The organism is Sporosarcina sp. ANT_H38, assembly GCF_008369195.1.
Classification (GTDB): domain Bacteria; phylum Bacillota; class Bacilli; order Bacillales_A; family Planococcaceae; genus Sporosarcina.
The window spans coordinates 1-17,734 of record NZ_VOBC01000002.1 but is presented as its reverse complement, the minus strand read 5'-3'; the positions used below and the strand labels follow the sequence as shown (position 1 = coordinate 17,734).

At 37.8% G+C, this 17,734-nt stretch carries 14 protein-coding genes, 1 tRNA gene and 1 rRNA gene; 14 read left to right on the top strand and 2 right to left on the bottom strand.

The window, feature by feature from the left end; genetic code table 11:
• The first annotated feature begins 13 nt into the window (after positions 1-13).
• Positions 14-1,081, top strand: coding sequence for a DUF871 domain-containing protein (locus FQ087_RS12205; RefSeq protein WP_149580882.1), 1,068 nt, complete (start codon positions 14-16; stop codon positions 1,079-1,081).
• Between the two features lie 294 nt (positions 1,082-1,375).
• Here FQ087_RS12205 and FQ087_RS12200 read toward each other — a convergent pair whose 3' ends face one another.
• Positions 1,376-1,663 carry a transposase gene (locus FQ087_RS12200; protein WP_149580881.1) on the bottom strand — a complete coding sequence of 96 codons (288 nt, stop codon included), beginning with the start codon at positions 1,661-1,663 and terminating at the stop codon, positions 1,376-1,378.
• A 536-nt stretch (positions 1,664-2,199) separates the two neighbouring features.
• Here FQ087_RS12200 and FQ087_RS22445 point away from each other — a divergent pair.
• The 11 genes from FQ087_RS22445 to FQ087_RS12150 all read left to right on the top strand — a co-directional run bounded on the left by FQ087_RS22445 (position 2,200) and on the right by FQ087_RS12150 (position 15,184).
• Entirely contained in the window at positions 2,200-2,358 is a 159-nt protein-coding gene (locus FQ087_RS22445; protein WP_188006734.1) for a hypothetical protein, read from the top strand.
• Between the two features lie 622 nt (positions 2,359-2,980).
• The gene (locus FQ087_RS12195) at positions 2,981-4,417 is read left to right on the top strand and encodes a helix-turn-helix transcriptional regulator (RefSeq protein ID WP_149580880.1); all 1,437 of its coding nucleotides are present in this window, start codon (positions 2,981-2,983) and stop codon (positions 4,415-4,417) included.
• Positions 4,418-4,576: 159 nt separating this feature from the next.
• Complete coding sequence (gene hutU, locus FQ087_RS12190) at positions 4,577-6,250, top strand: urocanate hydratase (protein ID WP_149580879.1); 1,674 nt, start codon at positions 4,577-4,579, stop codon at positions 6,248-6,250.
• Positions 6,247-7,500, top strand: a complete 1,254-nt coding sequence (gene hutI, locus FQ087_RS12185; RefSeq protein WP_149580878.1) for an imidazolonepropionase — start codon at positions 6,247-6,249, stop codon at positions 7,498-7,500. Before hutU ends, hutI begins: the two co-directional genes overlap by 4 nt.
• 63 nt (positions 7,501-7,563) lie before the next feature.
• On the top strand, positions 7,564-8,883 hold the full coding sequence (locus FQ087_RS12180) for a YjiH family protein (protein ID WP_149580877.1): 1,320 nt from the start codon (positions 7,564-7,566) through the stop codon (positions 8,881-8,883).
• A gap of 1,251 nt (positions 8,884-10,134) precedes the next feature.
• Positions 10,135-10,842, top strand: a complete 708-nt coding sequence (locus tag FQ087_RS12175) for a GntR family transcriptional regulator (RefSeq protein ID WP_149580876.1) — start codon at positions 10,135-10,137, stop codon at positions 10,840-10,842.
• 33 nt (positions 10,843-10,875) lie between these two features.
• Positions 10,876-11,931 (top strand): NAD/NADP-dependent octopine/nopaline dehydrogenase family protein, encoded by a 1,056-nt coding sequence (locus FQ087_RS12170; protein ID WP_149580875.1) that lies wholly within the window; start codon positions 10,876-10,878, stop codon positions 11,929-11,931.
• Between the two features lie 129 nt (positions 11,932-12,060).
• Positions 12,061-12,822, top strand: coding sequence for an amino acid ABC transporter ATP-binding protein (locus FQ087_RS12165; protein WP_149580874.1), 762 nt, complete (start codon positions 12,061-12,063; stop codon positions 12,820-12,822).
• Positions 12,823-12,841: 19 nt separating this feature from the next.
• Complete coding sequence (locus FQ087_RS12160) at positions 12,842-13,681, top strand: transporter substrate-binding domain-containing protein (protein WP_188006733.1); 840 nt, start codon at positions 12,842-12,844, stop codon at positions 13,679-13,681.
• Between the two features lie 102 nt (positions 13,682-13,783).
• Positions 13,784-14,491 (top strand): amino acid ABC transporter permease, encoded by a 708-nt coding sequence (locus FQ087_RS12155; protein WP_149580872.1) that lies wholly within the window; start codon positions 13,784-13,786, stop codon positions 14,489-14,491.
• Complete coding sequence (locus FQ087_RS12150; protein WP_149580871.1) at positions 14,492-15,184, top strand: amino acid ABC transporter permease; 693 nt, start codon at positions 14,492-14,494, stop codon at positions 15,182-15,184.
• 692 nt (positions 15,185-15,876) lie between these two features.
• Here FQ087_RS12150 and FQ087_RS12145 read toward each other — a convergent pair.
• Entirely contained in the window at positions 15,877-16,941 is a 1,065-nt protein-coding gene (locus FQ087_RS12145) for a permease (protein ID WP_370456073.1), read from the bottom strand.
• Between the two features lie 223 nt (positions 16,942-17,164).
• Between FQ087_RS12145 and rrf the strand changes: the two genes are divergently transcribed.
• Positions 17,165-17,280: ribosomal RNA gene (gene rrf / locus FQ087_RS12140) — 5S ribosomal RNA — on the top strand.
• A 66-nt stretch (positions 17,281-17,346) separates the two neighbouring features.
• Positions 17,347-17,422: transfer RNA gene (locus tag FQ087_RS12135), tRNA-Asp, on the top strand.
• The last annotated feature ends 312 nt before the right edge of the window (positions 17,423-17,734 follow it).

Sequence of the window (17,734 nt, the reverse complement as noted above, 5' to 3'; positions counted from 1 at the left end):
AGGAGCTGATTATATGCTGGGTATTTCTGTTTATCTGGGAAATGATTTAAATGAGGAGTTTGAATTTTATCTTAAAAAGGCGAGGGATATCGGTTTCACTTCCATATTTACATCGCTTCATATTCCCGAGGAAAATCCGCAGCTGTATAAAGAACGACTTCGGAGACTGGGGGCTATAGCGAAACAATATGAAATGGAGTTAATGGCAGATATTTCGCCGAAGTCACTTGAGCATCTTGGTTTCACATGGGGAAATGCGGAGGGCCTTCTTGAGTGGGGGGTAACAGGATTACGAGTTGACTATGGTATTTCGGAATCTACAATTGTCGAGCTATCCAAGAACATGAAAGTAGCACTAAATGCAAGCACATTGACAAAGGATGGGCTTGAAAGATTGAAACAGACAGGACTACGAACGGAATCTGTGGAGGCATGGCATAACTTTTATCCGCGACCCGAAACTGGACTTGACCGAGACGAATTTAGAAAGGTGAATGAGTGGTTAAAACAGCAGGGGTTGACCGTAATGGCTTTCACTCCTGGAGACGGAAACTTGCGCGGTCCCCTTTTTGAAAGACTGCCAACGTTGGAAGATCATCGAAGCGTCTCGCCATTTGCCGCCTTCTTAGACCTAATTGAAAACGGTTGTGTGGATAAAGTTTTGGTTGGTGATCTAACATTGTCTGAAGAATCGCTAGAGCAATTCGCTTCTTACCAAAAGGGAGTATTGCAATTGCGCGCTGAACAGGCAATCCATGATATATCTTTACTCGAAATAGTGGGAGTCACGCAGACAAATCGATTGGATGCCGCCCGTGATTGTATCCGATCGATGGAATCAAGAGAATACGGATTAATTGGAACACGTCCAGTTGAACCGTTCAATATGAAAGAAAGACCACTTGGTACGATTACCATAGATAACGAAAAGTATGGACGCTATCAGGGAGAGATTCAAATCACGAAACGGGATCTACGGTCTGATGAAAAGGTCAATGTAATTGGACGCATAAAGGACGATGATCGGCCATTGCTTCAATATATAGACGGAGGATCAAAGTTTCAAATAAAATGGATGTAATGAAACGGCTTATTACAAAAAATACCTATGCATGAACACAATTTTCCTCTAAAATGCTATCCTTCTTGTATCTTTGTACAAGAGAATAGTGTTTTTTTGTTAAGGGACGGGTGCTTGTTGGATACGCTATTCAGCCAATAGGATGCAATGGCATAAATCAACATGGGGTTTCAGTAGTATTCACTGCGTGTTTAAATATCTTGGTGAATGAGACGGTGATGATTTTTTACAGGCTATTTCTGAAAATTGTTGTGAACGTGAAATAGTAGATTATCTAGAGAATGGATGAAGATACTATCTTTCATCCAGCGTCAAAATCATTAGCCTGTAAACGATGAATACACCAAGATAAGCGCCAGTCATCAGGAAAAAAGGATTAAGAAAAATACCGTGAATTGCAGTCATAAATACAGCATTGTCGATTAGAATTTGGTAAATGGAAGTCGATGCAATATTTCCAAATATAATGGCTGATATAACAGCGATCATATTAAAAGCAATTCGAAATCTCTTATTTTTATTCTGTAGATAATACATAATAATTGGAAAAGAAATGCTGGAAATAACTAATAAAATCTTCATACGGCCACTCCTTTCATAGGTATAGCTAATTATCACCTAAAGTATAGGGAGATAAACAAAGGTGAAATGAGACTTACTTAATAAAAAGGGAGACCAATACTGTGATATAAAAAAGAAAGGTTTTCCCGTCTTACTATTTTGTTTTGGGGGACGAAGGAATAGATGGCTTCTCATATGGATAAAGGCAGCCAAAGATACAATTTCGGCTGCTCAAGCTCACTCTATAGGATTATCTATTTTAAATTTAGTGCTATATTGAATCCCTTACCTGATTCATGGGACATAGACATAGTCGTTTTACTCAGAGGGAACAAATGTTTTGTGTTGAGGAGGAACGAAAAGGTAGTTTTAATTTGATAGCTCATGTTCTAGAGTTGTTAAAACTGAACAAGAAAAATGAAACTGTAATTCGTATGTACAATAATCGAGATCGTTAAGTTAAATAAACAGTGTATTTGTAGTTCGGAATACCATGTTGCGAAAAAACAGAATTATCGTGTAATGTGGCAGCCTTTTTAAGGGAAGGGGTTATATATATGAAAGCTTATATCATTTTGGAAAACAATAAAGATACACAAGGATTGATAGACCATCTGAGTAGGAAAGATAATGGGACGATTACAATCGTTGACGAAAACCTTGAAAATGCTTTATCCAGAAAAGGTGAAATTACCTATGTAAATGGACTTATGTAGATAGGGTCAAAGACATGGATCTCCCTTTTGTGTATTATCACTACACTCAACCGATGCATCGAAAAGATGGACGGAAATGGAAATCAAGTTTAAGTAGTAAAGGATGACTGTACGAAATTTCAGGTATCTGTGCATGAAGCCATTCAGTAAATACAATTTCATTAAACGAAAAGAGAGCTCAGTCATATTTACTTTGGCTGAGTTCTTTAAGTGTATATATGTACAGAAAAATACAGGGACTTTCACCTTCCACTTATTTAATTTCAGGTATGTCTTATTTGGGTTTTGGGTGTCAGGTATCGTTTCCTATCGATATATAAATCCATTAAATGGAGTATCATAGTCCTTGAAAGTATCGCTGAACACGTCTTGTTGATAAGTTCGCTCAGGACACCAGAAAAATAGCTAGGCAAATTGCGGACTTCCCTCTGTTTGGTCGTTTGAACAGGAATACGGAGAGCCTGCATTGCCAATTGCTCGAGTAACTTATCTTTTCATTATCTTATATTCGTAGTAGGGCACCAGTGAACAAAGAAGAGACATTATATAAATTGCACTTATCGAAGGTGTTTATTTATGAAAAAACCGAATAAAGGAAAAGACATGGAAGGAGGTAGTTTATTTGAATATATTAATTCTTACAAGGGACTTACTTGAAGCGCAAGGTTTGAAATGGATGCTGACATCCCAATGGAATGATGTTGAAGTGAAAACCATTGTGGAGGACTGGTCATTATTGGCGGATTATCATGATATTCATTTGTATATTGTCGATTTGGATCTTCGTACTAAAAAAGACTTCAACATACCAGCCCATGCAATTTGGTTAGGACTATCCTCTGAACGAACTTTCCAAACCGTTTATCATGCATTGCAGCACAAAGCTGAAGACGTATTATTTCGACCTTTTCAACCAGAACGTTTAATGAAACACGTACAGCAGGCACGTTTTCGCTGGAGAAATGAACAGACAAATTCTAAGAGTCCCATTCAAGCGGATGAATCCATTGTAAAGTATGGGGATCTGCTGTTGGGGGACAAGCAACCTACGCATCCAGTGCTAATGAGTATGATTGTGCCGTCACAAATGGATTCTCTGACACATCTTGTAAATGTATTGAAAGGTTATGCATTTCCAACGTTATTTGACGTATTTGTTTTTTCTGATTTTATTGTCGTTGTCCATAGTTTAAAGGAAGTTGAACAGTTAGAAGAGGCATATCGAGTCTTTTTCTCGCAGTGGAAGAACCAATCTGATACTTTGCTTGCCATCTACTTATACGAATCTACCGATAAAACAAGTTACCATATACTCTACAAAAAAATGCGTCGCTTTCGAGAACATATCTTTTATGATGGCTACGATATCTTAACTACTGTTGATAATGATCTTACATGGGGAGAAATGGATCCATTCCTCTCACCGGTTGAACAACAAGAATGGATTAAAATGCTAGAAAAGCAAAATCATATAGCAATACGTGAATGGTTAGAACACGATTTTCTGACGCTTGAATTACCTTTTCCTGCTCCTGAAATGGTACGTGTCCGCCTAACGAGTATCCTTGCTCAAATTCGTCGATATATGACTGCGAAATCCCTGAAAACCAATGCATTGGAACAAGCCTATCATAAACTATTTGAAGATACGATTAGCGAGCCTGTCATGTATCAAATCCTTCAAGTATTTATTTCATTTACGGCACAGTTGTTAACAACTTCGAAAGCGTTGTCTAGTGTTGGGCGGAGTTTGGATGAAAAAGTACGGGGATTAATAGAGTCAAATTACTGGGACCCCACTTGGAATTTATCTACTTGTGCAGATCAATTGAAACTACATAAAAGTACACTGAGCCGGAAATTTTCAGAAGAAGGAGCCATGTCATTTCGGGATGCATTGCTGATGGTTCGCATCAGGGAAGCGAAAAGGCTTTTAAAGGAGACAGATGTACCACTTGCAGAAGTTTCACGGTTGACGGGATTTACTTACCCAACCTATTTCAGTGCAAAATTCAAAAAAAGTACAGGCTTTTCTCCGTTTGAATACAGGCAATCATAAAGCTAAGTCATCTTTTGACAATGATTACGGCTAACAGATTATAAAATCACTAGATAAGTTAATGAAATTCGGGATAGTTTATAATAAAGAGATTATTTTGTAATTAATTTAGTGAAATTTCTATATATAATGAAAATATAGCGGAAGGGGTTTTTACTATTGAAAACGGATACATTAAGCAAGGTAATTCAATATACAGGAACAAAGTTGAATACGAAAGGTTGGCAACAAGAGGCAGCTCTTCGCATGCTGATGAACAATTTACATCCTGATGTGGCAGAGCATCCTGAGGAATTAGTCGTATACGGTGGAATTGGAAAGGCAGCGAGGAACTGGGAAAGCTTTGATGCTATCGTCCGTTCATTGAAAGAATTAGAAAATGATGAGACTTTACTTGTGCAGTCAGGTAAACCGGTGGCAATCTTTAAATCACATACGGATGCACCACGCGTGTTAATAGCGAACTCAAATATCGTGCCAGCTTTTGCAAATTGGGACACATTCCATGAACTCGATAAGAAAGGGTTGATGATGTATGGACAGATGACTGCGGGAAGCTGGATTTATATCGGTTCGCAAGGGATTGTTCAAGGAACATACGAAACGTTTGCTGAACTTGCGAAACAACATTTTGGGGAATCACTAAAAGGAACTATTACGGTGACAGCTGGCCTAGGAGGAATGGGAGGGGCTCAACCTCTGGCGGTGACAATGGCAGGCGGAGTATGTATCGGAATCGAAATAGATGAAACGCGCATTGATCGTCGAATTGAAACCCGCTACACAGATGTGAAAACAAATTCGTTGGGCGAAGCGATTAGACTGGCGGAAAAAGCAAAACAGGACGGAGTAGCGCTATCTATCGGATTGATAGGGAATGCTGCTGAGATTCTGCCGGAAATGATTGCACGCGGATTTATCCCTGACGTGTTGACGGACCAAACTTCTGCACATGATCCATTGAATGGCTATGTTCCAGTTGGCATGTCACTGGAAGCAGCGGCTGAATTACGTAATGCGGATTCTGAAGAATATGTTAAACACTCAAAAGCATCTATGGCAAAACATGTTTCTGCGATGGTTGAAATGATGGATAAAGGTGCTATTACATTTGACTATGGGAACAACATTCGTCAGGTTGCAAAAGATGAAGGCGTTGAACGTGCATTCGATTTCCCAGGTTTCGTACCTGCATACATTCGTCCTCAATTTTGTGAAGGAAAAGGACCTTTCCGTTGGGTTGCACTATCAGGAGACCCTGAAGATATCCGGAAAACAGATGAAGTTATTTTACGTGAGTTTAGCTACAATACGCATCTTTGTAATTGGATCAAGATGGCGCAAGAGAAAATTCAATTTCAAGGACTCCCTTCTCGTATTTGCTGGTTAGGGTATGGCGAGAGAGCACGCTTCGGGAAAATTATCAATGACATGGTGGCAAGTGGTGAATTGAGTGCTCCGATTGTTATTGGTCGTGACCATTTAGACTCGGGTTCGGTGGCATCGCCAAACCGAGAAACAGAAGCGATGAAAGATGGTTCTGATGCTGTATCAGACTGGCCGATATTGAATGCAATGATTAATGCTGTAGGCGGTGCAACTTGGGTATCTTTCCACCACGGAGGCGGAGTAGGGATGGGGTATTCCCAACACGCGGGCATGGTCATTGTAGCTGATGGAACAAAAGAGGCGGAAGCGCGTATCGAACGTGTGTTGACGACGGATCCAGGAATGGGCGTAGTCCGTCATGCAGATGCAGGTTATGACCTGGCGATTCAGACGGCTCGGGATAAAGGGATCAATATGCCAATGTTAACAGGCTCAAATCAATGAAGCCATTGTGGATAAAACATGCTGCTCAACTGGTGTCGTTGTCTGGTGAAAATGCACCACGACTTCGGGAGTCAATGTCGGAACTCGGTATCATAGAAGACGGTAGTGTATGGATTGAGAATGGGGTAATTGTAGCGGTTGGTACTACAAACGAGCTTGAAAATTTGTTTGAATCTCGTTCTATAGAAGCTGATATTGTCGATGCGGCAGGCCGTTTAGTAACACCCGGATTAGTCGATCCGCATACTCATGTCGCATATGGTGGTAGCCGTGAACGCGAATTTGAAATGCGGCTTAAAGGTTCAACCTATATGGATATTATGAATGCAGGTGGAGGAATCCATGCGACAACTCGAATGACCCGCGAAGCAACGGAAGACGAGCTGATGGCGCAAACAACGCAACGCCTCGACTCGTTTTTGCAACATGGTGTAACGACCGTTGAAGGGAAAAGTGGATATGGGCTTGACCTGGAAACTGAGTTGAAACAATTACGTGTGATGAAGCGTTTAAATGAATTGCATCCGATTGATCTCGTTTCAACCTTCATGGGTGCACATGCCGTTCCTAAGGAATATAAAGGCATGGAAGAAGCGTATATCGATGTAGTAGTGAATGAAATACTTCCTCGTGTAGCAGAAGAGAAGTTAGCACGATTCAATGATGTGTTTTGCGAAAAAGGCGTATTTACACCCAGTCAATCAGAACGTATTTTAGAAGCGGGCAAGAAGCTAGGGTTAGTTCCAAAAATCCATGCCGATGAGATCGAATCCTATGGTGGTGCAGAACTTGCAGCTAAAGTTGGGGCGATTTCAGCCGAACACTTATTAAAAGCTTCTGATGAAGGAATTAAACAAATGGCGGAAACGGGTGTCATTGCTTGTTTATTGCCCGCGACAGCACTTTATTTACGAGAGGAGGCGGCAAAAGGTCGACAGATGATAGATGCGGGTGTTGCCGTAGCGATTTCAACGGATTGCAACCCGGGATCTTCACCGACAACATCCATGCCACTTGTCATGAATTTGGCATGTATATCAATGCGTTTGACACCAGCGGAAGCACTCGTGGCTGCAACTATTAATGCTGCTTGTGCCATTCAGATGGAAGATCGCGTTGGTTCATTAGAAGTCGGCAAACAGGGCGATATCGTTATGTGGAATGTATCCAGTTATCAAGAATTACAATATTTATTTGGAGTGAATCATGTAGGAGCGGTTTGGAAAAAGGGGATTCAAGTTGTAGGCTAAGTGTCTATGCAATAGATATGTAGTCTGCTTGGGGAGAAATGTTACTAAAAAGGGGGAAGTTAGATGCAACAAGTGGGGGCAACGGATAAGCTGGGTTCAAACGCTGGAATGTGGAAGTTTTTTGTTTTTAGTTTTATTGGTGCTTTTATGTTTTTTGTACCGGTGACAATAGGCGAAAAGAGCTCGATCATGTTGGACCATATGGTGACATGGGTTCAAACGAGTCTTGGTGGTGTATTACCCTATTATGCATTGCTTATCATTTTAGCGGGTGCCGTTTATCCTTTCATTTCTGGTAAATGGAATAAGTCGAAAGTTGATATTATTTTTTCATGTTTCAAAGTAATAGGATTAATTGTAGGTATTATGCTCGTTTTCAATGTAGGTCCTGCATGGCTGTTTGAACCAAGTATGGGTCCATTTTTACTAAACAAATTAGCCATACCCGTAGGACTAATTGTGCCAATTGGTGCTGTATTCCTAGCATTACTAGTCAGTTATGGATTGCTAGAATTTATCGGTGTTTTACTGCAGCCTATCATGCGTCCAATTTGGAAAACACCAGGCCGCTCAGCAATTGACGCAGTAGCCTCTTTTGTAGGTTCTTATTCCTTGGGACTTCTTATTACAAACCGTGTCTATAAAGAAGGAAAGTATACAGCCCGTGAAGCTGCAATCATTGCGACAGGATTTTCTACTGTATCAGCAACTTTCATGGTAGTCGTAGCGAAAACATTAGATTTGATGTCAATTTGGAATTTATATTTCTGGGTCACTTTAATCGTTACATTCATTGTAACTGCAATTACAGTTCACATCTGGCCACTACGCTCCATAAAAAATGAATACTACGAAGGATCTACACCACAACCAGAAGTTAAGCCAGTAGGGAATCGTTTTGTCGCTGCGTGGAAAGAAGCAACTGAAACGGTAGCGAATGCACCGACCTTTGTAGCTAACATATGGACGAATGTACGTGACGGGGTACTTATGACAATGGCTATCCTGCCTTCAATCCTTTCTATCGGTTTATTAGGTCTCGTATTAGCAGAGTTCACACCGATATTTGATTGGTTGGGCTATATTTTCTATCCAATTACGTATCTACTTCAATTGCCGGAACCAATGCTTGTTGCAAAAGCAAGTGCACTTGGTATTGCGGAAATGTTCTTGCCGGCATTACTAGTGGTCAAATCAGGAATAATCGTTAAATTTGTTATCGCGGTTGTTTCTGTATCATCGATCATATTCTTTTCGGCTGTTGTACCCTGTATCGTATCTACTGAAATTCCAATTACGATTCCACAACTTATTGCCATTTGGTTCCAACGTGTCATCTTAACGTTGATCATCGTCACTCCGATTGCTTATTTATTGCTGTAGGGCAAGGACCTATGCTGATATGTGTATAGAAGTGGCGCAATAAGTGTGGGGTACCATTTTTGATATAACAAAAGTATTTTCAATCCCGTATTATCCAAACAGTTTATTTTTGCTGGACCACTTTGACCGCTAGATTTAAGGTTAAGAAAGAAAATATCACTTGAATTAGAAAGACCTTCATGAACAATTCAAAATCACTGTCGTTAATGTTATTCATGATCAAGAGGAGGCAATGGTCATGTTGGTTAGAATTTCTGAAATGAAGCAGTGAGAAATCGAACAAATTGACGCGCCTCTGAAAATTTACAACAATCCCAATATATATTTTGTAGTAGATTTAATAGGGGAAGTAAATTTATAAGTAATTTGTCAAGTCTGTAGGTTAACTAAAGTAACCAGTAAATAACTTGTTTCCCCCTGCCCACTATTTGTATAGTTACGCTTTTGGATCGCGTTGAATTGAATGACTTCTATTACGATTACCGAGATGCTTGGATGTGTAGGGATGTGACTTTGTCACATCCCTACACATTTTTTTTTTAGTAATCGTATGGTTGTCTTTCATCCGTCGTTCTCCAAATACTTAAGTACATAGAGCGCTTAGGCTTTTTAGAACGAAAGAATACCTGGCTTCTTATCTGGAGAAAAACCGCCAAAGATGCAATTTTGGCGGCAGATGCTTTCTCTATTGTTTTTTCTTTTTCACTATATATGGTGAAGTATTGAATACGGTAAATAAACTAGCGTAGGCATCACCTGATTAGATGAATAATCTTTGCTAAAAGTAAACAAGGAATACATTGTACAAAGTACTAGAGTGCCCGAAATTGTATCTTCGGGCACTTGCAATTTCTATCGAGAGTCATTTTTTTTAAAGCAACTGCCTTTTTCAATTCAGCACTATAGGAACGCGACAGGCAATCATTCGCAACAGTGTTACTCAAAGGAGTCACTTCTTAGCACATATGCCCCTCGAGGGAGGAATGAATTGCAATTCTTCCTTAAACCCGTCATGACTAGTTCGCTGATTGCGAGCGGGAAATGGTCCAGTGAAAATGGAGGTTATCAAGCCTTTCATGCCAGTATTTCATGTAATTAAATGGTTAATCAGCAGATGTGCAATAATCTATCTATAAGTGGTTTGAAGAATCTAAATATATTGATTGAAAGAAAATTCTTAATAACTGTTGTAATCAGAAATATGTACGCTATAATATTTGTATACAATTATTCACTTATACAAAGGGGGTGGTGATTATTTTTAAAACTACGGAAAATAATTTGAGTAGGATTTCAGCCAAAGATATTGTTTATGAGCAGATTAAAGAGAAAATCATAAAATGTTTACTTGAACCAGGACAACCTATTGTGAATGAGAAATTAGGAAAAGAATTGGAGATAAGCCGGACACCTCTTAGAGAGGCATTACAAAGACTTGAAGTAGAGGAGCTAGTTGTTCGTAATTCGAATGGAACATTTAGTGTTGCTCCCATATCAATAAAGGAAGTTAAAGAATTATTTGTAATACGTAGTAAATTAGAAGGGATTCTAATCAGAGATGCAATCGATAATCTTACAGAAGAGCATATAGAGTATTTATCATATCTCACAAAAATGGTTAAATTGACCTCTAGATTAGAAAATTATACAGATACAGAGAATTTCGGTGGTAAGTTTCACAGTGCTATTTACTCTATCAGTGATAATACAACAGTTGTAAACATTATTCTTCAACTAAATGATCGTATTAATAGATATAGACGTTTAGCTCATAAACACTATGTAGATATAAACGCTTTATCTGAAGAACATGAGTTCATACTAAATTACATGATTAAAAGAGATAAGAATAACGCAGAATTAACAATTGAAAAGCATATTATAGATGCAATGAAAGTGGCGGTTAAAGCTGTTGAAAAATATAAAAGTGCTAACAATTTAGAAAGTAAGAGCAAATAATCAAACAAGAAAAATAAACTTAGGGGTGTTTCTATGAAATATGCAGTGATAGGCGGAGGTAATACAGGTCAAGCGATAGCAAGCTATCTAGCTTTAAATGAAGAAAAGGTCAAATTATACACAAGGGATACGAAAAGAGCAGAACGAATATCTAAAAATGGGTTAGAAATAAAAGGTGTTTATTCTGGATGCATAAATTTAGAAGTACACACATCAATGGGAGAAGTCGTTCAGGATGCTGAAATTATTATTATTTCAACTACTGCAGATGGCCATAAACCAATTATTAAAGAATTAAAGCCGTTATTAAAGAACGATCAAACAATAGTGTTTATCCCAGGATATTGGGGTGCTATTGAATGTAAACAAATACTTGGAGAAGATATTGAGACTAAAAATATTACTATTGCAGAAACAAGCGCACAACCTTTCATTAGTAATGCAGATGATGAAGGATCAGTAAGTGTAAGTAAAATTAAAAATAACGTCTTAGTAAGTACGTTAGCTACTTCAAAAGGACAACCATCATTATCACCAGAGTTTTTAGAGAGATTCCCACATCTAGTTCCTTCTAAAAATGTATTTGAAACTTCATTAAATAATTCAAACGTTGTGGTTCATGTACCAATATCACTATTTAATGCTAGCAGGATTGATAATTCGCAAGAATTTCAATTTTATCCAGAGGGTGTATCTCCTTTAACCATTAGATACATTGAAAAAGTTGATGATGAAAGAAGGAAAATAGCTGATTTGTTCCATGTAGAAACAAAAGATATTCTTACTATTCTAAATGACTTTTATGGAACTAGTTATTCCAACTTATATGAGGCGTTACCTAGCTTATTCCCAGAGGGAGCAGGTCCAACTACTTTAAATCATAGGTACTTTACCGAAGATATACCTTTTGGTTTAGTGGCAATTTCAGAAATTGCTAAGAAAGCTGGTATTAAGATACCTTATACAGATTCACTTATTGATACCACATCTTTACTATCAACAGTGGACTATAGAAAAGAGGGTGTTAATCTCGAGAACATAACTTTCGAAGAACTAACCAGTTATGGGGGACTGACTTTAAACGTTTAATTGAGTTTAAAAGTTACTATAAAAGATCTGAAAATTGAAATTTCGTTATTTTGAAGTATAGATTAATAACTTTTCTCAAGGATAGTAAATAGTTATTTGAAAGGGATTTCAAAAAGGGAGAGATTTTAAATGTTAACTATTCAAAATTTGAAAGTGTCATTTGGTGATGTTGAAGTTTTAAAAGGTGTTGATTTAACTGTTAACAAAGGTGATGTTGTCACTTTTATCGGACCAAGTGGTACTGGTAAGACAACTATATTAAAGTGTATTAATTATCTAGTTGAACCCGATGAAGGTCAAATGCAACTATCAGATATAAGTGTAGACTTTAAAAATATTAATAAAAAAGAAATCCTTCAGCTAAGACGTAACACTGCAATGGTTTTTCAACAATTTAATCTGTTTAAAAACAAAACAGTAGTAGAAAATGTGATGGATGCCCAAATAGCAGTTCAGAAAAAGTCGAAAAAAGAAGCATATGAAAAAAGTATTGGTTTGTTAGAAAAAGTAGGTTTATTAGAAAAAGCAAATGAATATCCTTCTAGATTATCAGGAGGACAACAGCAGAGGGTAAGTATTGCAAGAGCTTTAGCTGTTGAACCAGAAGTAATTTTATTCGATGAACCAACATCTTCACTCGATCCGGAGTTGGTATCTGAAGTGTTAAAAGTTATCGAAAGTGTTGCAAAAACAGGTGTAACAATTCTGCTAGTAACTCATGAAATGGATTTTGCACGAAAGGTATCAAATAAAATAGTATTTATGGAAAAAGGAAAAATTGTTGAAGAAGGACCACCTAAACAAATTTTTGAAAACTCACAAAATGAAAGAACAAAACAATTTTTGAAAAATTATTATGTAGAAGCTGCTGAAGCTATGGAAGCTAGATAATAAAAATATAAACAAGGGGATGTTATTTTTGAAAAAATTATCAATGTCTTTATTAGCTTTAGGAATGCCTTTAATATTAGCAGCATGTAACGGGGAGTCAGTTGCAGAGGGTCAAGCAAGTGAAAAAGTACGAACTATACAAGTTACTACACCTCCAACTTCCAAGAATTTAAGCTGGCAAACAATAGAGGGTGAAATCCTAGGTTATGAGCCGGATGTATTAAGAGCTATAGATGAAAAATTAGAAGGATATGAATTTAATATTCAAGCGGTAGATGATAGTGCTCAAGAAACAGGTCTCAAAACAGGGAGATATGATCTTAATGTTGGTGGATACTATCCGACTCCTGAACGTAAAGAGCAATTTTATGTACCGGAAGAACCGACTGGAAGAAGTCTGATAAAAATGTATGTTAAAAAAGATAGTGATATTGAAACTCTTGAGGATCTAGTTGGAAAGAGTATGACACCTTTTACAACTGGAGGAGGAACTTTACAAGTAGTACTGGATTGGCAAGAGGAAAATCCTGAACATAAACTTGAACTTCAGGAATCAAGTGGTGATATTCCATACGCTCAGCGTCTAAAAGAAATAAACACTGGCAAATATGATGCTTTTGTTGGTCCTGCTAACTTGGGACAAAATGAGGTTATTGAAGAACTTGATTTAAATGTGAGAGATACCGATCCTATTTATGTAGGAGAAACAATTATGATGATTTATAAATCAGAAGAAAATGAACAACTAGCAGAAGAGGTTAACCAAGCATTGAAAGAATTAAGAGAGGAAGGAACGCTATCTGAGATTTCCGAAAAAAACTATGGAGAGGATATATTCAAATATGAAGTGACTAAATAAAATGTTTTGATTAATCTAGTTGTTTTGCCCCGTTATAAGAAAAGAGAACAAATTTACTTATAATGGGCATTAAGTTTATTTATAAAGGGGAGAATCATCGGTATGGATGCACCAAATACACTAGAAATATTTTCTTTATTGTTAAAAGTAGCTCATATTACTTTATTTATTTTAGTGGTATCCGCTGTATTAGGGTTATTACTTGGATCATTACTTACCATAATTAACGTTAAAAATATACCTATACTAAAGCAATTTACTGAAGTAATTTCATCATTTACAAGAAGTGTGCCCATCATTATTCAATTGTTTATAGTTTATTATGCATTACCACCACTTTTGGCGAACTATGGAATTGATGTTAGTAATATGAGTGCTACTGTTGCCGCTATTTTGGCTTTGACATTATTTCATGGTGGTTATCTTACTGAAGTTTTAAGAGCAGCATATAAAGCAGTCGATAAGGGACAACATGAAGCTGCAGATAGTTTAGGTTATACGCCAACTACAAAATTCTTTAGAATTATACTTCCCCAAGTTGTACCTGTTGCTTTGCCCGGATGGGGTAATGCCTTGGTCCACTTAATACATGATACTTCGCTTGTTTTTGCTCTAGGTGTCGCTGATATTATGGGACGCGCAGAGTTAATTGCAGCAGCATCATTTGGAATGAACCAGGTACAAGTATTTATTATCGTTGCGATAATTTATATTATTATTACATTTCTTTCAGATGGTATGGTTCGTCTATTGGAAAAGAAAACAAGAAAATATAAGTTGGATTCGGGACTTAGTGCAAGGGGGATATAAATGATTAATTTTAAGATATTAGTTGAGGACTTTTTGGGGATATTAACTGTAGTTCCACAAACTGTTGCACTAGCTGTCACTATATTTATATTATCTATTTTAATGGGTACTGTAATGGCATTAATTCAGGAATATAAAGTACCTGTACTTCAGCAAATTGTTATGTTGTTTAAGTTATTTCTGAGAGGTACACCGTTAATTGTGTTTATCTTTATATTGTATTATTCCCTACCTGGGATTGTTAGCTTTTTTACGAATTTACTAAATTTAGATTATAATCCTCATAATATGTCACCTGTTGTTATACTCATAGTTGCTGTTTCGCTAACAGTATCATCATTTCAAGCGGAAACAATAAGAGGTTCATTTCTCTCGGTAGGTTATGGACAAATAGAAGCTGCACGATCATTAGGATATACGCCTTTCCAGGCATTTCGTAGAATTATAACTCCTCAGGCACTTGTGGAGGCACTACCGGAGTTTGGGAGTGCATTTTTAGTTGTAATGAAGGCAATTTCATTAGGGTTTATGATTACTGTAGTTGACATATTTGCTGAAGCTAGACTTATTGCAGCTTCAAACTCATATTATGTTGAAGCAATGATTGTAGCTGCTTTAATGTATTGGGGAATTGCATATTTCATAGTAACATTGACTAACAAATATGAATCATATTTAGTAAGAAGAACTTAGCGGCTAAATAAGTTGAACAATTATTTTATTGTCTAACGCATAAGCGATTAATCACTTCTTTTCCGCTGCTTGACGGCTGTGAAAATCGCACGAAAAGCGAGAATGATTTTCTGGAAGCTCTCTTTGAGCCGTTTCCAGAAGCCTTCCGTCAAATTCAATTATAGTTCAACTTTTATAGAGAGAATTACCAACGGATATTACGAAGTCGAATAATGATGATTTAATAAGTAAACATTTAAAAATACTAGACGTTAGAGATTTTGAAAGTATGAAAGAAATCGTAGAAGAATTTAAGCCAGATACAATACTACATAATTAATGCAATGAGTGTGAACCCAGAGATGGTTGTATATGAGATTAGAAAACATCTTGCAGATTTTGCGTTATATTATAATGTTGATCCTGTGCGTCAACGTATTGCCGATAGCTGGCAAATGCAATTGACTGCTCTGAATCAAAACGTCAATGGGGATTTGCTCCGCATGATAATCTTGAGAAGATAACTGAAGTTATGTTAGAGGTGATAAACAATAAGAAAAGTCTACTAAAGACTTTTGATGCAGAATTCTCTTAATTACTGTTTAAAAAATAAACCTTTAGGTGACATGTGAACTGAACCCCGAATGAGATCACTTTTTTTAAGTGTCCATCATTCGGGGTTCAGTTCACATAATTTCGTGCCCTTAAATAAATTATAAAATATACATGCCAATCACACCGCACAGTATACCTAACAACACCACGGAACCTACTACAAAAAACAAGACTCTTTTAGGGAAAGACCTTGCAACTAACAATAGGGATGGCAGACTGATGGAAGGCAATGTGATTAAGAGTGCTGCAGCCGGACCACCGCCCAGCCCGAAGGACATGAACGTTTGAATGATGGGAATTTCCGCAGCTGTCGGAATCACAAATAACATACCAGCAATCGAAAAAATGATAATCATAAAAATAGTATTGGCAGAAGCTTCACTCACATGCGGGAACAACCATACACGAATTGCCCCCATCAATAGAACGGATAGGATATAAGCAGGAAGAATATACAAAGTCATTGTTCCTAAGCTTTTCATCCATCTTGAAATGAAAGAGCCTGATTCCTTCTCTTCATCCACTTTTTTCATGATTTTATCAATATCCACCTGTTTTACGTCTGGTACGAAACGATTGGCCAAATAGCTGACGCCGAAAGTCAAAATAATCCCGAATATCAGCCGGAGCAGGGTGAATTTCCAAGATAAAACAAATGTCATGAAAATCAGCGTGGCAGGATTCAAGGTCGGATTGCCAAGCCAAAAAGCGAGGCTAGCTCCTACAGAAACATTTTTCTTCCGGAGTCCAACGGCGACGGGTGCAGCACAGCAGGTACACATCATGCCTGGAAGTGAAGAAAGGCCCCCAATTGCCGTGCTGCCAAAAGAAGTTTTTCCAAGCACTCTTAACAACCAGTTTGCCGGCAGTAACACCTGTAGTAAAGATCCCAATAAAATACCTAGAACAGCCGCCTTCCAAACGGAATTGAAATAGATTAAAGCATAGGACCAAGCGCTTTCCCATGAGAATGACCCCGATTCAGACGGATCACCTAAAATGGAATCCCCGATTGAGTGGGTAGTAGCGGCCAAGATACTTTTGTCATAATACGGAATCCATTTCAAATAGGCCAATCCCGCAATGGCAATCAATAAAAATAGCGCAATGTAAATAATCGTCCTTTTAGAACGGGTCGATTGAGACGGTAGTGAATGATTCAACTGTACATCCTCCATGTAAATAAAATAACTACTAATTATAGCACTATCTTCAACATATAATTTGTATTTCTCACACCTTCCAGTTCAACTATTCCGTCAATTATGTATAACTTTATTTCCGTCTATCAATTTAGCATTATGGGTATTTTTTTTGAAAATAGTACTTGCAATTTTCGTGAGAGATGTTATGATTAGTATTGTCTTCGAAGGAAGATGATGTAAGTCTGGTGACGATTGCGAAGAGGTCACACCCGTTCCCATACCGAACACGGAAGTTAAGCTCTTCAGCGCCGATGGTAGTTGGGGGTTTCCCCCTGCAAGAGTAGGACGTCGCCGGTCTAACACATTTACTTCCGATATAAATGTGGTAAACTAAGTTATATTTTCAAAAGTACTACATGTTGAGGTCCCGTGGTGTAGCGGTTAACATGCCTGCCTGTCACGCAGGAGATCGCCGGTTCGATCCCGGTCGGGACCGCCATTTTTTAAAAAAATCCAGAACCGATTCGAGGGATTAATTCCAGAATCGATTTTTTTGTTTTCTAATATAAAAAAAGTGTAATAACGTAAAGCATCAATGTGGGTCCCACTACAATTTAAATTGTAGTGGGACTTTTTTCGGTTACAGGCCAAAACAGAGACCTGCCCAGATCTATGTACGAGGCAAAACCAAACCAAACCAAACCAAACCAAACCAAACCAAACCAAACCAAACCAAACCAAACCAAACCAAACCAAACCAAACCAAACCAAACCAAACCAAACCAAACCAAACCAAACCAAACCAAACCAA

Excerpts from the sequence above, each read along its gene's own strand:
- FQ087_RS12170 (WP_149580875.1), top strand. The coding sequence starts at position 10,876 with ATGAAATATGCAGTGATAGGCGGAGGTAATACAGGTCAAGCGATAGCA.
- hutI (WP_149580878.1), top strand. The coding sequence starts at position 6,247 with ATGAAGCCATTGTGGATAAAACATGCTGCTCAACTGGTGTCGTTGTCT.
- FQ087_RS12155 (WP_149580872.1), top strand. The coding sequence starts at position 13,784 with ATGGATGCACCAAATACACTAGAAATATTTTCTTTATTGTTAAAAGTA.
- FQ087_RS12150 (WP_149580871.1), top strand. The coding sequence starts at position 14,492 with ATGATTAATTTTAAGATATTAGTTGAGGACTTTTTGGGGATATTAACT.
- FQ087_RS12165 (WP_149580874.1), top strand. The coding sequence starts at position 12,061 with ATGTTAACTATTCAAAATTTGAAAGTGTCATTTGGTGATGTTGAAGTT.
- FQ087_RS22445 (WP_188006734.1), top strand. The coding sequence starts at position 2,200 with ATGAAAGCTTATATCATTTTGGAAAACAATAAAGATACACAAGGATTG.
- FQ087_RS12180 (WP_149580877.1), top strand. The coding sequence starts at position 7,564 with ATGCAACAAGTGGGGGCAACGGATAAGCTGGGTTCAAACGCTGGAATG.
- FQ087_RS12200 (WP_149580881.1), bottom strand. The coding sequence starts at position 1,663 with ATGAAGATTTTATTAGTTATTTCCAGCATTTCTTTTCCAATTATTATG.
- FQ087_RS12160 (WP_188006733.1), top strand. The coding sequence starts at position 12,842 with ATGTTATTTTTGAAAAAATTATCAATGTCTTTATTAGCTTTAGGAATG.
- FQ087_RS12205 (WP_149580882.1), top strand. The coding sequence starts at position 14 with ATGCTGGGTATTTCTGTTTATCTGGGAAATGATTTAAATGAGGAGTTT.